Origin of the sequence: Streptomyces sp. UG1, from assembly GCF_049974585.1 — a bacterium.
Lineage (GTDB): Bacteria > Actinomycetota > Actinomycetes > Streptomycetales > Streptomycetaceae > Streptomyces.
In genome coordinates this window covers 54,428-69,296 of record NZ_JBNGGG010000018.1, presented here as the reverse complement: position 1 = coordinate 69,296, position 14,869 = coordinate 54,428, and the positions used below count along the sequence as shown (strand labels likewise).

The 14,869-nt window shown below is 69.4% G+C and carries 8 protein-coding genes; 4 read left to right on the top strand and 4 right to left on the bottom strand.

All coding sequences use genetic code 11. From position 1 onward, the window contains the following. The first annotated feature begins 23 nt into the window (after nt 1–23). Entirely contained in the window at nt 24–1,898 is a 1,875-nt protein-coding gene (locus ACP4J3_RS21070) for a rhamnogalacturonan lyase (RefSeq protein ID WP_426536637.1), read from the top strand. A gap of 213 nt (nt 1,899–2,111) precedes the next feature. On the opposite strand, the gene ACP4J3_RS21065 is transcribed toward ACP4J3_RS21070, so the two are convergent. Next, nucleotides 2,112–4,775, bottom strand: coding sequence for a cellulose binding domain-containing protein (locus ACP4J3_RS21065; RefSeq protein ID WP_426536635.1), 2,664 nt, complete (start codon nt 4,773–4,775; stop codon nt 2,112–2,114). Nucleotides 4,776–5,014: 239 nt separating this feature from the next. Further along, the gene (locus tag ACP4J3_RS21060; protein WP_426536633.1) at nt 5,015–7,930 is read right to left on the bottom strand and encodes a glycoside hydrolase family 48 protein; all 2,916 of its coding nucleotides are present in this window, start codon (nt 7,928–7,930) and stop codon (nt 5,015–5,017) included. 480 nt (nt 7,931–8,410) lie between these two features. Between ACP4J3_RS21060 and ACP4J3_RS21055 the strand changes: the two genes are divergently transcribed. From ACP4J3_RS21055 to ACP4J3_RS21045, 3 genes are all read left to right on the top strand, one after another. After that, nucleotides 8,411–10,129, top strand: a complete 1,719-nt coding sequence (locus tag ACP4J3_RS21055; protein ID WP_426536631.1) for a glycoside hydrolase family 6 protein — start codon at nt 8,411–8,413, stop codon at nt 10,127–10,129. Between the two features lie 226 nt (nt 10,130–10,355). After that, the gene (locus ACP4J3_RS21050; protein ID WP_426536629.1) at nt 10,356–11,261 is read left to right on the top strand and encodes a class I SAM-dependent methyltransferase; all 906 of its coding nucleotides are present in this window, start codon (nt 10,356–10,358) and stop codon (nt 11,259–11,261) included. A gap of 122 nt (nt 11,262–11,383) precedes the next feature. Continuing rightward, nucleotides 11,384–11,995: a hypothetical protein gene (locus tag ACP4J3_RS21045; protein ID WP_426536627.1), complete on the top strand. Its 612-nt coding sequence runs from the start codon at nt 11,384–11,386 to the stop codon at nt 11,993–11,995. Between the two features lie 69 nt (nt 11,996–12,064). Here the strand turns inward: ACP4J3_RS21045 and ACP4J3_RS21040 are convergent, their stop codons facing one another. Both ACP4J3_RS21040 and ACP4J3_RS21035 read right to left on the bottom strand, forming a co-directional pair. Beyond that, nucleotides 12,065–12,898: an aldo/keto reductase gene (locus tag ACP4J3_RS21040; protein WP_426536625.1), complete on the bottom strand. Its 834-nt coding sequence runs from the start codon at nt 12,896–12,898 to the stop codon at nt 12,065–12,067. A 93-nt stretch (nt 12,899–12,991) separates the two neighbouring features. Beyond that, the gene (locus ACP4J3_RS21035) at nt 12,992–14,818 is read right to left on the bottom strand and encodes an AMP-dependent synthetase/ligase (protein ID WP_426536623.1); all 1,827 of its coding nucleotides are present in this window, start codon (nt 14,816–14,818) and stop codon (nt 12,992–12,994) included. Nucleotides 14,819–14,869: the final 51 nt, after the last annotated feature.

Below are 14,869 nucleotides of genomic sequence, written 5' to 3'. Positions count from 1 at the left end.
GTCCTCCCGAGGAGGTACGTCCCGTGCAGCACCCGCGCAAGCACCGCAGACGTCGGGTCACTCTCGCCGCGACCCTCGCCACGGCCGCCCTGATCGCGGCCGGACTCACCACCCTCAACACCGCCGGCACGGCGGAGGCGGCCACCGCCCGGCAGGTCGAGGACCTCGACCGGGGCGTGGTCAGCGTCCACACCTCCGGCGGCAACCTGGTGAGCTGGCGCTGGCTGGGAACCGACCCGGACAACGTCTCCTTCAACGTCTACCGGGCCGGCACCAAGGTCAACCCGGCCCCGATCACCGGCTCCACCAACTACTTCCACTCCGACGCCCCCGCCCACGCCGACTACACCGTCCGCGCCGTCGTGGGCGGCGTCGAGCAGGGCGACTCGGTGCACGCCGTCCAGTTCCGCACGGGCTACAAGGACGTCCCGATCAGCCCGCCGGCCGGCGGCACGACCCCCGACGGAGTGGCGTACACCTACGAGGCCAACGACGCCTCGGTCGGCGACCTCGACGGCGACGGCGCCCTCGACATCGTCCTCAAGTGGTATCCCACCAACGCCAAGGACAACTCCCAGTCCGGCTACACCGGCAACACGATCATCGACGGCATCAAGCTCGACGGCACCCGGCTGTGGCGCATCGACCTGGGCCGCAACATCCGCTCCGGCGCGCACTACACACAGTTCCAGGTGTACGACTACGACGGCGACGGCAAGGCCGAGGTCGCCGTGAAGACGGCCGACGGCACGCGGGACGGCACCGGCGCGGTGATCGGCAGCCCGTCGGCCGACCACCGCAACTCGTCCGGCTACATCCTCTCCGGCCCCGAGTTCCTGACCATGTTCAACGGCCAGACCGGCAAGGCGATGGGCACGGTCGACTATGTGCCGGCCCGCGGCAACGTCTCGTCCTGGGGCGACTCCTACGGCAACCGCGTCGACCGATTCCTCGCCGGTACCGCCTACTTGGACGGCTCCCGCCCCTCCCTCATCATGGCCCGCGGCTACTACACCCGTTCGGTCATCGCGGCCTGGGACTGGCGAGGCGGCGCCTTCACCCGCCGCTGGACCTTCGACACCAACTCCTCCACCAACGCCGGCAAGGGCTTCGACGGCCAGGGCTCGCACAGCCTGTCCGTCGGGGACGTCGACAATGACGGCAAGGACGAGATCGTCTACGGCTCGATGGCCGTCGACGACAACGGCCACGGCCTGTGGACCACGAAGACCGGCCACGGCGACGCCCAGCACCTGGGCGACCTCGACCCCGCACGCGCGGGCCTGGAGTACTTCAAGGTCTCCGAGTCGACGAGCCAGCCCGCCGAGCTCTACATCAACCCGGCCAACGGCAACGTGAACTGGAAGCTCAACCCCTGCTGCGACAACGGCCGCGGCGTCGCCGGGGACATCTGGGCCGGCAACGACGGCGCCGAGGTCTGGTCGGCCTCCGACTCCTCGATCCGCGACGAGGCCGGCGCCACCAAGGGCCGTGAACCGTCCTCCGTGAACTTCCTGGCCTGGTGGGACGGCGACACGGTCCGCGAACTCCTCGACGGCACCCGCATCGACAAGTACGGCACGTCGTCCGACACCCGCCTGCTGACCGGATCCGGTGTCTCCTCCAACAACGGCACGAAGGCCACCCCCGTCCTGTCCGGCGACCTCCTCGGCGACTGGCGCGAGGAGGTCATCTGGCGGACCAGCAACAACACGGCCCTGCGGATCTACTCCACGCCGCACGAGACGAACACGAGGATCACGACCCTGCTGCACGACCCGATGTACCGCACGGGTATCGCGTGGCAGAACACCGCGTACAACCAGCCGCCGCACCCGAGCTTCTTCCTCGGCAACGGCATGCCGACAGCACCGCGTCCCACGGTCTACACGCCGTGAGCCGGGAACTCGTCCGTTCAGGGTGAGGCGGGAGAGCGGCTGTCCGGGGCGTCCGGACGGCCGCTCAGGCCGCGTCCGACGTCGTCAAGGCCGTCGACAACGCCAATTCCAGCGACGGGTTCTTCGCCGCAGTTCGGGACCGTCGTCGGACGTGCGGCTGAAGACCGGTGGCCGAGGGCGCGTGTCGGCGTCGGCACGCACCCTCGGGTCCGCTCAACTCACCGTGCAGCTCTGGTCCCCCAGCCTGAACGCGGTCGGTCTCGCGTTCGCCCCCGACCAGTCACCGGTGAACCCGAAGCTCACGGACGCACCGGCCGCCACATTGCCGTTCCAGCCCACGTTCCTCGCGGTCACCGCCGAACCCGACTGTGTGTACTCGGCGTTCCAGGCCTGAGTGATCTTCTGCCCGTCCCCGAAGGACCAGTCGAGCGACCAGCCGCTCCAGGCGTTCGAGCCCGTGTTGGACAGTCGCACGTCCGCCTGGAAGCCGCCCGACCACTGGTTGGTGACCTTGTACGTCACCGCACAGGCGCCGGTCGGCGTGGGCGTGGGGTCGGTGCCGCCACCGCCGTCGCCGCCGCCCGCGTCCGACGTGTCGCCGTAGACGACCCCGCGACCGTTCGTGGACACGTACACCCGCCCGTACACCCGCGGGTCACCGGTGATCGCCGCACCCGTCCAACCCCACTGATGGGCGGCGTCGTTGATACGGGTCCAGCTCGCGCCCTTGTCCGTCGACCGGAAGATGCCGCGCACGCCGCCGATCTTCGCGCTGGTGTAGAGCGTCTGGTACGACGCCCCCGGCGCCGCCTTGCCGAAGCCGATCGTGTCGGCCTGCTCGACGTTCGAGAGCTTCGTGAAGCTCGCGCCGCCGTCGGTGGAGTGCCACAGCCCGTACGCGCCGTCCGGCGCGCCGCCCGCCAGCCACACGTCCCCCTTCGCCCCGGGCAGCGCCTTGAAGCGGACGCTGTCACCGCTCGGCAACCCGGTCGCCGAGGACGCCGTGAAGGTCGCCCCGCCGTCCGAACTGACGTAGAACTTCCCGGACTTGAACCCGTAGAAGACCTTCGGATCCACCCGGTCGGACTCCACGACCGCGTCGGCCGGGATCCCGCTGGAGGCCGCCCAGGAGTTGCCGAAGCCCGTCGTGTACTGCACGCCGGTGCCGGCCGGACTCCAGACGAACCTGCTGCCGTCCGACGCGGCCGCGACCGTACCCCCGCCGCTCACGCCCGAAGGGTCGGTCCCGGCGAACCAGTTGGCGCCGTTGTCCGTCGAGAACGCGATGTGCGGGCCGGAGTCCAGATCGCCGACCCGCACCACGATGCCGGGGTTGGTCTCGGCGAAGTCCAGACTCGTCGTCGTGGTGAAGTTCGGCTGGGTGAACATCATCGACGGCACCTTGGTCAGGTCCGTGTGCCGGAAACCGCCGATGTCACCGAGGGCGCTCAGGAGCGGGGCGCCCGACGGGGGAGAGGCGAGGTCGTTGACCGCCGTCTCCTCCAGCCCCCGCACCATCGGCGTGATGGTGAACCGGCTTCCGCTGTCCCAGTTCGTGAGGTTCTCGGTGCCGTAGATCGTCGCGCCCGTCCCGTACATCATCCGGTTCGAGTCGAACGGGTCGATCTCCAGCGCCTCCGTCATCCAGCCCAGCTTCGGCGTCTGCTCGGGCGGCGACGGGTTCGCGCCCCACGTCAGCCACGGCGACGACGAGACGTCCATGGTGTAGCGGTTGGCGCGGTCGGGATACGACGTGTAGTCCCACGCCTTCGTCCACGTCCCGCCGCTGTCCGTCGAGCGGAAGATCTGGGTGTCCGGCCACCAGGAGCTGTACGCCGTCGCCATCACCGTGCCCGGCCGCTGCCGGTCCACGGTCAGCCCGGCGAAGCCGTAGTAGGTGTCGGCCTCGGCGACCGGGCTGATGTCGGTCCAGGTGCCGGTCGCCGTCGCGTACCGCCACAGTCGGCCCTTGCCGCCGTCGTACGGGCCGCCCTTGTCGCTGTAGGCGAGATAGAGCTGGCCGTTCGCCGCGTCCAGGACACCCTTGTGCGCCAGGTATCCCGTCGGCTGCCCGGCGAGGCGCGACCAGGTCGCGCCCGCGTCCGTCGACCGGTACACGGCGTTGTCCTTGTCGGCGACCCCGACGTAGATCGTCCTCGTCGCGCCCCCGGACGTCCCCGTGGACTCGTCGAAGGTGACCCAGACGATCCCCTGGTTGTCGCTGGCGTACCCGCTGGTGTCGCTCGGATCCTGCACGTAGTTGCCGACGTTGGGGAAGTTCGCCACCTGCGACCAGGTCACCCCCGAGTCGGTCGACCGCCACAGCCCCTTTCCGCTCGGCGCTCCCAGATACAGCACGCTGTTCCGGTTCGGGTCGACCGCCAGCCGCTCACCCATGCCACGGCCGGGCATGTTGCCGCCCAGCTTGAACGGCAGGTCGGTCTTCTGCCAGCTCGCGCCCCGGTCGGCGGAGCGCATGACGGCGCCGTTCTTCGGATCCCAGCCATTGGTGTACGTCCCGACCGCCGCGTACACCTTGTCCGGGTCCACCGAGTCGGACGCCAGACTCACCACGCCCGTGTGCCCCCAGTCGTCCCAGCCGACCGAGTCCAGCAGCGGCGTCCAGGTCTTCGTCGACTCCTGCCAGCGGTAGGCACCGCCGATGTCGGTACGGGCGTAGGCGAGGTTCTTCTCGGCACGGTTGAAGACGATGCCGGGGACGAAGCCACCGCCGTCGATGCGGGCGTTCTTCCAGGTGTAGGTGTCGGCGCTGATCGACACCTCCGTCGAGGCGTCGGCGGCGAGCGCGGGCGGGGTACCCGCGAGCAGGCCGGCCGCGAGCGCCAGTACGGTCGTGAGGATGCGGGTTCTTCGCACGGTGGGGTCCTTCCAGAGAGAGGAACGCGCGACGACCGGGCGACCCCCAGTGCGGGAGGGGGCCGCCCGGCAGTTCGGCCTCGCCGTCCGGTGACGAGACCACGCACGCGAAGCCTTCAAGCGGTTCCGAGGAGAGGCCATGCACGGGAGCGCCCCTTAAGGGGCGCGGGGAACTGCGCGACCAGCCCCCACACACCCGCAGTCGAACACGGCCCAACCCGCGGAGCGCCCGGCGGGGACTATTCGAGAAGCTCCGCGTACGAACCCATGGCCAAGGCAATGTCCGCCTGGGCCCAGAACCGGTGATACGTGAACGACGGCGCCGCACCACCCGCGAGATACGCCTCGATCTTCGACCACGCCGGATCGTCCTCGTAGAACGACCGGATCGAGTCGAAGGTCGACGACGAGTTGATCGCGTCGCCGTTCGGCATGGTGCCGGTCCAGCCACTCGGGATGTAGATCGCGTCGTCGAAGCGGTTGTAGTCGGCCCGCGTCTCCGGCACGGCGATGCCGAGGGCGTCCTGGTGGTTGTCCCACATGCCGTCGAGGAGCGCCTTGGCGACAGCCGCCGCCTCCGTGTCCCCGGAGCGGTCCGCGTAGTACGTCAGGGTCTTGGCGTACGCGGCCGCCACACCGACGTCATTGGTGTAGTCGGCGACGGAGACATGAAGCCCGTTGTTCGCGCCCGGACTCGACGGGTTCCAGGTGTCGGGCTGCCCCGACCACTGGAGCGTCGCCGGGATCCGGTACGTCCCGTCCGGATTGACGGTCGTCTCGGACAGCGCCCAGTCGACCCACTTGTCGAGGACGGCCTGCGCGGCCGCGTTCCCCGTCTGCTGGTAGTACTCGGCCACCCGCTCCATCGACCACGCCTGGAAGCCGAACCACTGGTTGGACGGCGGGTCGTGGTAGACCGGCTGCTGGTCGTAGTACATCCCGTAGAAGGTCGACTTGCCGGTGGGCGGCGTCGCGTACCGGCCCGCCCAGCTGTTGGTCGCACCGCCGGCGATCGCGCCCTCGCTGGACTGCAGCCAGCGGTAGAACTCGATCTGCCGCTCCAGCGACTTGGCCCAGTCCGCCTGCCCCGTCGCCGACTTGGGCTTCAGATCGGCGTACGAGCTGAGCGCGTAGGCCGCCATCGGGTTCTGGTAACCGCCGTGCGCATGGCTGGAGCCGATGCGCCAGGCCCAGCCCGCCGAGGTGTCGGTGGCACCGCCCCAGGCGTAGTACCAGGAGAGGAGATAGTGCGAGGCGTCCTTGCCGGTGCCGGCCGGGCAGGAGGAGGCCCCGACACAGTTGCCGACCTTCTTGAAGTACTTGTCGTACATGGCGTACCGCAGGTAGTCGCCCATCTTCGCGGCCTTGGCCACGGTCGCGGAGATGTCCCCGCCCTTGCCCTGCTCGTCGGCCCACTTGTCGGCCCAGTAGGCGGCCTGCACCGCACGGGCGTCGGCGTCGGGGGCGTTGGTGAACTTCCACTGCTTGGCGTAGGAGGCGTCACCGGTGAACAGGTCCAGGTAGCCGTTCGGGCCGCCGTACTTGAACTGGTCGCAGGTCGGCTGCGGCACCGTCTCCCACACCGACTCCTGCGCTCCGCGCTGGAAGGTGTTGATGTACGACGGTCCGGTGTCCGCCGGCCCGGCCTCGCACTTGCCCGGCGAGTTGCCGTAGCCATAGGTGTTGTCGACGTCCTGCAGCCAGTGCATGCCGTAGATGTCGTCCGTGCCGTACGCGCTCTTCAGCTCGCCCGCGATCGGGTCCGAGCCGACCGAGACCCCGGTGTCCAGCTTCGCCGGGTACTCGTTCGGGGTGTCCAGCTCGGGCGCGTAGGTCGCCGGCTTCGAGGCGTTGTAGAAGGAGTTGGTCGGCTGGTCGGCTCGGGTCGGGATCATGTACTTCTCCATGATCTCCCAGGCGCCGTTGAACTTGGACCAGTCGCCCGTGACCTTGCCGTACATCGCCTGCAGCCAGAGAAGGTAGCTGTAGGCCTCCGACGTGGTCTCGTGGCCGTGGTCCGGCGCCTCGACGATCAGCGTCTCGACCGAGTGGTACGGGATGCCCTCGGGCGAGAAGTAGCCGTTCGCCGGGTCGGTGATCTTGCCGTACAGCTCCAGGAAACGCGCGTCGTACGCCTTCGTCGCCGCGATCTGGGTGGCGGTGACCGTGGCCTTCGCGTGCCCGGTGGCCGTCGACTCGAAGGTCGCCGAACCGGTGCCGGAGGAGTCGGCCGTGATGGTCACCTTCTGCGCGGTGTTCCAGTTCGAGGGTGTGAAGGTGAGCGAGGCGCCGCCGGTCACCGACAGGCCCGAGTTGCCGCTCGTGCGGGCGGTGGTGACGGTGACGTCGGCCGACGGCCGGGTCGACAGCTTGATGTCGTACGTCGCCGTCCTGCCCTGCTGGACCGGGAGCTGGGCCGGTGTGGCCACCACGGCGGGACCCGAGGCGACCGTGATGCCGACCGGCGTGGACTCCGCCGACGCGCCCAGGCTGTCGTACGCCTTCGCGAGCAGCGAATGACTGCCCACGGTCAAGCTGGAGACCGAGAGCGAGTACGGTGCCGTCGTGTCCGTGCCCAGCAGCGTGGTGTCGTCGTAGAACTCGACCTTGCTGATGGTGGCGTTGTCCGCGGCGGCGGCCGTGGCCGCGAGCGGGACGGCGTCGCCCTGTGAGTAGACGGCGCCCGCCGCCGGGCTGGTCAGCACGGTGATGGGGGGTTGGTGGGCGCCGGTGCAACTCGTGCCGTTGAGCGCGAAGTTCGTCGGGGCGGCGTTGCTGCCGCTGTAGGTGAACTGCGCACCGGTGGTGACCGCGGCTCCGGCGGCGATCCGGCCGTTGTGGCCGGCGTCCTTGACCGTGATCGCCTGGCCGGACTGCGACCAGGTGCCGTTCCAGCCGTTGCCGAGCTTCTGGTTGCCCGCGTAGCTGTAGGTCAGGGTCCAGCCGTCGATGGCGTCCGTACCGCGGTTGGTGATCGTCAGATCCGCGGTGAAGCCGGAGCCCCAGTCATTGGTCTTGTAGTCGACGCTGCACTGAACCGCCGCCGCCTGAGCGGGAGTCGAACCCGTGCTCAGCATCGTCAAGGGGAGCGCCAGGGCCGCGACGACGGCTGTCCAGAACCGTCGTACGGCTCTGCGTCTGCGTGGGGGATGCACGTGCTGGTTCCTCCTTGCGGCTCGGAGAAGTCAAGGCTTGAACCAGTGGGAGCGCTCCCATAGTGAGGACGGGGCTGCAAGGGGTCAAGGTGCTTGAAGAGTCGAAAAGATTCGATGAGTTCAGTTGAGCAAAAGTCAGTAACTCCCCTGTCCTTTACCGTCACTTGGCGCTAGCTTCAATGGCACCAGTGGGAGCGATTCCATCAGTCGACGCGTCCGTCCCGGCGCGCTGATCTGCAAGGAGTCGCTCATGCGACACCCCCCGCGTTCAGTACTTTTAGCCGTCACCGCACGGTCACCCTCGCCGAGAGCTGCCGGCACTCCACGCCCGCTCCGGTCACGAAGTGGTTCGACGACTGCTCCTTCGGGTCATCCCTGATCTCCGACTACGACGCAGCCCTCACGTCGTACGGCATCGGGCTGCGCGATCACCTGCGCTCCCCAGGACAACACCCGCAACCGAGAAGGAAACCCGCACTCATGAGTCGTACCAGAACAGCGATGCTCGCCGCCCTGGCGCTGGTCGCCGGGGCCTCGGGGACCGCGCTCGCCGCGGACCCCGGCGGAATCGGCACGGCCGCCGTGCCCTGCACCGTCGACTACACGGTGCAGAACCAGTGGGACACCGGTTTCACCGCGGCCGTCACGGTCACCAACCAGGGCGCCGCCAAGTCGAACTGGTCGGTGAAGTGGTCGTACGGCGGAAACCAGAAGGTCACCAGCGGCTGGAACGCGAGGATCAGCCAGAGCGGCGCCGACGTCACGGCCACCAACGAGACGTACAACGGGACGCTCTCGACGGGCGGTTCGGTCAGCTTCGGCTTCCAGGGCTCCTACAGCGGCAGCAACGCCATCCCCGCCACCTTCGCCCTCGACGGCGTGACCTGCAACGTCGACGACGGCAGCGGCGGCCCCACGGATCCGCCGGACCCCGACCCGACCGGCCCCAAGGTCGACAACCCGTACTCCGGCGCCAAGGTGTACGTGAACCCGGAGTGGTCCGAGAAGGCCGCCGCCGAGCCGGGCGGCAGCCGGATCGCCAACCAGCCCACCGGCGTCTGGCTCGACCGGATCGCCGCCATCAACGGCGTCAACGGCGGCATGGGGCTGCGCGACCACCTCGACGAGGCCCTGACGCAGAAGGGCTCCGACGAACTCGTCGTTCAGCTGGTCATCTACAACCTGCCGGGCCGTGACTGCGCCGCCCTCGCCTCCAACGGCGAGCTCGGCCCCACGGAGCTCGGCCGGTACAAGACCGAGTACATCGACCCGATCGCCGCGATCCTCGCCGACCCGAAGTACGCCGCGCTGCGGATCGTCACCACCATCGAGATCGACTCGCTGCCGAACCTGGTCACCAACACCGGAAGCCGGCCCACGGCCACCCCGGAGTGCGATGTGATGAAGGCCAACGGCAACTACCAGAAGGGCGTCGGCTACGCCCTGAACAAGCTCGGTGACGTGGCCAACGTCTACAACTACATCGACGCCGGGCACCACGGCTGGATCGGCTGGGACGACAACTTCGCCCCCAGCGCCGCCGTGATGAAGGAGGCCGCCACCTCCGAGGGTGCCACCGTGAACGACGTGCACGGCTTCATCACCAACACGGCCAACTACAGCGCCCTGAAGGAGAACAACTTCACCATCAACGACTCCGTCGGCGGCAAGTCGGTCCGCGAGTCGAAGTGGGTCGACTGGAACCGCTACACCGACGAGCTGTCCTTCGCGCAGGCCTTCCGCCAGCAGCTGGTCACGACCGGCTTCAACTCCGGTATCGGCATGCTGATCGACACATCCCGCAACGGCTGGGGCGGCAGCGCCCGGCCCGCCGGACCCGGTCCGATGACGGACGTCGACGCGTACGTCGAGGGCGGCCGCTACGACCGCCGCATCCACGTCGGCAACTGGTGCAACCAGTCCGGCGCCGGCCTCGGCGAGCGCCCGCAGGCCAGCCCGGCGGCCGGGATCGACGCGTACGTCTGGATGAAGCCGCCGGGTGAGTCCGACGGGTCCAGCCAGGAGATCCCGAACGACGAGGGCAAGGGCTTCGACCGCATGTGCGACCCGACGTACGAGGGCAACCCGCGCAACGGCCACAACATGTCCGGCGCCCTGCCGAACGCGCCCATCTCCGGGCACTGGTTCTCGGCGCAGTTCCAGCAGTTGATGCAGAACGCGTATCCGCCGTTGTCGTGATGCGGTGAGTGCGGCTGCGCCGCCGCTGTGGCTGGTCGCGCCCGCGCGGCGGAGGCGCAAGTTGATACGGTCCCGCGCCCCGTATGGGGCGCGGGCCAGGCCCCGGCGGATTGTCCCGTGGGCCGCATCCGTCTTTTGCCGCCTCTTTGCCGTTACGGCAACGACAGTGGCCCCGCGACGGTGCGTCGGCGCACGCTGGCCTCATCCGAGGGAGAGGCTGACGAGCATGGCGCACCACCATCACGACGACCACGCCGGACACCACCACACCGGTCACCACCACGATCACGCCGACATCGACTGGGCCGAGATGGCTCCGCTCCTGGAGGCGCAGGCGGAGCTGTTCACGCCCCTGTACGAGCACGCCATGGCCTGGCTCGCCAAGCGGCAGACCGAGCCGGGGCTGGTCGTCGACGCCGGGAGCGGGCCGGGTGTCGTCGCCGGTCTGCTCGCCGACACCTTCCCCGGTGCCCGTATCGTCGCCGTCGACGGATCCGAACCCCTCCTGGAGCGGGCCCGGGCGCGTGCCGAGCGGCTCGGTGTCGCCGACCGCTTCGGCACCCTCACCGGTGAACTCCCGGATGTCCTCGACGACTTGGACTACCCCGCCGATCTGCTGTGGGCCAGCCGCAGCCTGCACCACCTCGGCGACCAGCGCGCCGCCCTCGCCGCGTTCGCGGACCGCCTCGCCTGCGGCGGCACACTGGCCCTGCAGGAGGGCGGGCTGCCCACGCGGTTCCTGCCGCGGGACATCGGGTTCGGGCGGCCCGGGCTGCAGGAGCGGCTCGATGTGCTGGAGGCGGAGTGGTTCGCGCGGATGCGGGCCGAACTGCCCGGCTCCGTCGCCGAGACCGAGGACTGGCCCGCGCTGTTGACCGCCGCCGGCCTCAGGCCCACCGGCACCCGCACCTTCCTCCTCGACCTGCCGGCCCCCACCACCGACCGCGCCCGCGCCTACGCCGCCGCCTCCCTCGCCCGCACCCGCGAGGGCGTCGGCGAACGCCTCGACGCCGAGGACCGGGCGACCCTGGACCGCCTGCTCGACCCGGACGACAAGGCGAGCGTCCACCACCGGCCCGACCTGTTCGTCCTGGCGGCGCAGACGGTGTACACGGCGGTGCGGCCCAAGTGACATCCACTCCGGGCATCTGTCAGGAAAGTTTCCTTACCTTGCTGTTTGCGGCGCGATCAGCCCGGTAGAAGACTGGACATGCCGAAGGTTTCGGATGTCGGCCCGGATTCCCGGGAGGTGTCATGTTCGTACGCGCCATCTACTCGACCGGCGATCCCGCGAAGATCGACACGGCCATCAGGGCGATGAACACCGAGGGGCGGGATCTGCTGGAGGACCGTCCTGGATATCGCGGAGCGAGCGTCTTCGTGGACCGGACGCTCGGCAAACTCCTCGCGGCGAGCTGGTGGGAGACGGAGCAGGCCCGGCACAACAGCGACGAGGTGCTGCGGGAGCGGCGGGTGCCGATGCTGGAGCCGTTCATGGGGACGCTGTCGGTCGACAACTACGAGGCGCTGGTCTTCCACCAGGCGCGGCAGCCGCAGGCGGGTGGCGGACTGCGGCTGAGCAGGCTGGAGTTCGACCCCAGGGACACGGATCTGCTCGCCGACACGTTCCGGGCGACGGTGGTGCCGAGGCTCGACGCCCTCCCGGGATTCGCCAGGGCGTCCCTGCTGGTAGACCGGGAGCGGGGGCGCGGCCTGGTCGGGGCGATCTTCGTCGACCAGGCGTCGCTCGCGGCCTCCCGCGCGGGCCAGGCGGCGGCCCGGCACGAGGGCGCGGCCAAGGCGCATGTCACGGTGACCGGACTGGAGGAGTTCGAGGTCGTCTTCACCGACGTGCACGGCGACTGACGCGTCCGCCCGCCGCTCGAGCGCTCGAGCGGCGGGCGGATCGAAGCGGCCGGCTCTGCCGGGCCGGTGTCAGGCGCCGAACGTCGCCGGGTCCGGGCCGAGCCGCCGGTCCTCGTTCAGCGCGCTGATCGCGGCCAGGTCCTCGTCGTCCAGGCTGAAGTCGAAGACCTCGATGTTCTTCTTGATCCGCGACGGCGTCACCGACTTCGGGATCACGACGTTGCCGAGCTGGAGGTGCCAGCGCAGCACGATCTGCGCCGGGGTGCGGCCGTGCTTCTGCGCGATGGCGACGATCGCCGGGACCTCGAGGAGGCCCTTGCCGGAGCCGAGCGGCGACCAGGCCTCGGTGGCGATGCCCTGCTCGGCGTGGTACTCGCGGGAGGCGCGCTGCTGAAGGTGCGGGTGCAGCTCGATCTGGTTGACCGCCGGGATCACCGACGTCTCGGCGATGAGGTGCTCCAGGTGCTCGGGAAGGAAGTTCGAGACGCCGATCGCGCGGATCCGGCCGTCGGCGTGCAACTTCTCGAACGCCTTGTAGGTGTCGACGTACTTGCCCTGCGACGGCAGCGGCCAGTGGATGAGGTACAGGTCGACGTAGTCCAGGCCGAGCCTGCCGAGCGACACGTCGAAGGCGCGCAGCGTCGCGTCGTAACCCTGGTCGCTGTTCCAGAGCTTGGTGGTGAGGAAGATGTCCTCGCGGGGGAGACCGGAGGCGGCGATGGCTTTGCCGGTGCCCTCCTCATTGCCGTAGATCGCCGCTGTGTCGATGCTGCGGTACCCGGCCTCCAGCGCGGTGCCGACCGCCTTCTGCGCCTCGTCGTCCGGCACCTGCCAGACGCCGAAGCCGAGCTGGGGCATCTCGACGCCGTTGTTGAGGGTGATCGGGGGGACCTTGCTGCTCACGAGCTCTCGATCCTTACGGTTGTCGTCAGGTGGTACTCATATCGTCAACGATCACGAGACGTTGTGCATTCCTGACCGAGAAATCCGCTGCCGTCACGCCTGATACAGCGCCTCCACCTCGTTGGCATACGCGTTCTCGATCGCCTTGCGCTTCAGCTTCAGGGACGGGGTGAGCAGCCCGTGCTCCTCGGTGAACGGCTGGGCGAGGATGCGGAAGGTGCGGATCGACTCGGCCTGGGAGACCAGGGTGTTGGCGGCGACGACCGCCCGCCGCACCTCGTTCTCCAGGTCCGCGTCACGCACGAGCTGGGCCTGGGTCAACTGCGGCTTGTCGCGCATCATCAGCCAGTGCTCCACGGCCTCCTGGTCGAGCGTGACCAGGGCCGCGATGTAGGGGCGGTCGTTGCCGACGACGATGCACTGGGAGACCAGGGGATGGTCGCGGACGCGCTCCTCCAGCAGGCCGGGCGAGACGCTCTTGCCGCCGGAGGTGACCAGGATCTCCTTCTTGCGGCCGGTGATCGTCAGATAGCCGTCCTCGTCGAGGGAGCCCAGGTCGCCGGTGGCCAGCCAGCCGTCGTGCAGGGCCTGGTCGGTGGCCTTCGGGTTGTTGAGGTAGCCCTGGAAGACATTGGCGCCGTACAGCCAGATCTCCCCGTCGTCCGCGATGTGCACGGTCATGCCCGGGATGGGCTGTCCGACCGTGCCGTAGCGGGTGCGTTCGGGCGGGTTGGCGGTCGCGGCCGCCGTCGTCTCGGTGAGGCCGTAGCCCTCGTAGATGTGCACGCCCGCGCCCGCGAAGAACAGCCCGAGCCGCCGGTCCATGGCCGAGCCACCGGTCATCGCCTGCCGGATGCGGCCGCCCATCGCCGCCCGCATCTTCGAGTAGACCAGCTTGTCGAAGAGCTGGTGCTGCATGCGCAGGCCCGCCGACGGGCCGGGGCCGATGCCCCACGCCTTGGCCTCCGTCGCGTCCGCGTACTTCACGGCGACCTCGACGGCCTTCTCGAACGCCTCGGACCTGCCCTCCTTCTCCGCCTTGCGGCGCGCGGCGTTGAAGACCTTCTCGAAGATGTACGGCACGCCGAGGAAGAACGTCGGCTTGAACGCGGCCAGATCCGGCAGCAGCGCGGCGGCGTTCATCTGCGGCTGGTGCCCGAAGCGGACCCGGCCGCGGATCGCGGCGACCTGCACCATCCGCCCGAAGACGTGCGCGAGCGGCAGGAACAGCAGGGTCGCCGCCTCGTCGCCCTTCCTGGAGTGGAACACCGGCTCCCAGCGCTCGATGACGGTGTCCGCCTCGTACATGAAGTTGCCGTGCGAGATCACACAGCCCTTGGGGCGCCCCGTGGTGCCCGAGGTGTAGATGACCGTCGCGACCGAGTCCGGCGTGACCGCCTGCCGGTGCCGGTGGACCACCTCGTCGTCGAGGCGCGCGCCGGCGTCGTACAGCTCCAGCACGGCGTTCGCGTCGAGCTGCCAGAGCTGGTGCAGCCGGGGCAGCCGGTCGATGACGGTCGCGATCGTCATCGCGTGGTCCTCGTGCTCCACGATCGCCGCCGAGCACTCGGCGTCGTACAGCATCCAGAAGCACTGCTCGGCCGACGAGGTGGGGTAGATCGGCACGACCTGCGCCCCGATCGTCCACAGGGCGTAGTCGAAGAGCGTCCACTCGTACCGGGTGCGGGACATGATCGCGACCCGGTCGCCGAACCGGATGCCCCGGGCCAGCAGGCCCTTGGCCAGGGTCAGGACCTCGTCACGGAACTCGGCGGCGGTGACGTCCCGCCAGTGCCCGTCCTCGTCCTTGCGGCCCAGGACGACGTACGACGGGTCCTCCTGGGCATGCTGGAAGACGACGTCGGCCAGGCCGCCCACCGGCGGTGCCAACGCCAACGGAGGGTTGGTGAACTCGCGCAAACCCCGCTCCCCGCTCCGAATGCCTAGGCTGACACTCCGCACAGCGCGGTG

Excerpts from the sequence above, each read along its gene's own strand:
- ACP4J3_RS21055 (WP_426536631.1), top strand. The coding sequence starts at position 8,411 with ATGAGTCGTACCAGAACAGCGATGCTCGCCGCCCTGGCGCTGGTCGCC.
- ACP4J3_RS21045 (WP_426536627.1), top strand. The coding sequence starts at position 11,384 with ATGTTCGTACGCGCCATCTACTCGACCGGCGATCCCGCGAAGATCGAC.
- ACP4J3_RS21050 (WP_426536629.1), top strand. The coding sequence starts at position 10,356 with ATGGCGCACCACCATCACGACGACCACGCCGGACACCACCACACCGGT.